The organism is Aquimarina pacifica (genome assembly GCF_000520955.1).
GTDB classification, from domain to species: Bacteria; Bacteroidota; Bacteroidia; order Flavobacteriales; family Flavobacteriaceae; genus Aquimarina; species Aquimarina pacifica.
On sequence record NZ_JACC01000121.1, the window covers coordinates 1 to 652 of the forward strand.

1 protein-coding gene is annotated in these 652 nt (G+C 30.4%); it reads right to left on the reverse strand.

Annotated elements, in window-relative coordinates:
- Positions 1-91: 91 nt before the first annotated feature.
- Positions 92-577, reverse strand: a complete 486-nt coding sequence (locus DZ60_RS0122055; RefSeq protein WP_025744155.1) for a hypothetical protein — start codon at positions 575-577, stop codon at positions 92-94.
- Positions 578-652 lie beyond the last annotated feature (75 nt).

The following is a 652-nucleotide window of genomic DNA, read 5'->3' on the forward strand; positions in this document are numbered from 1 at the left end:
TGGCTGCCTTAATCTTATTATTACTCCTGTCTGAAAATCTTTGACGCCACTTGCGAGACGCTAGCGGGATTGGGGGGGCATCATGGTAAAATTATAACTTAAAATTATCATATAATTCTTTTTTGTTATGAATATTAGGGTATCGTTTTAATTCATAGAAAATAAAATCATTGTCAATATTTTCTATAGCAAACTCCCAAGACTCTTCATCTACCGAATAAAAAGCATTATATTGTTTTTTATTGAAATTACAACCTTCAATATAAACAAAGGCTTTAATGCCATTAATATCTAGGGAATAACAAAAAGTTTTAGCGGGTTTACTAATTAAAGTAACATCAGCATTAAGTAATTCTCCATTTTCTCTTACCATGCAATGAAAATACTGGGTTAATTCAGGTTCTTTTAATCCACCTCTACCATCATTTTCATAAATATGTATTTCTGATATACTATCATTTTTATAGATTGACTCTAGCAATTGTGTTATCGCCTTTTTATGTGTGTTTTTTTGCGCAGAACAAGAAGTTAAGTTAAATGCTAAAATCAATACAATTACTATTCTTAAATATTTCATAACTATTTTTTCTTTAAAACTTTATTTCTGCTTTTCGGCATAACTCCTCCGCTCCGCAAAGTCTCCTGACTTTGC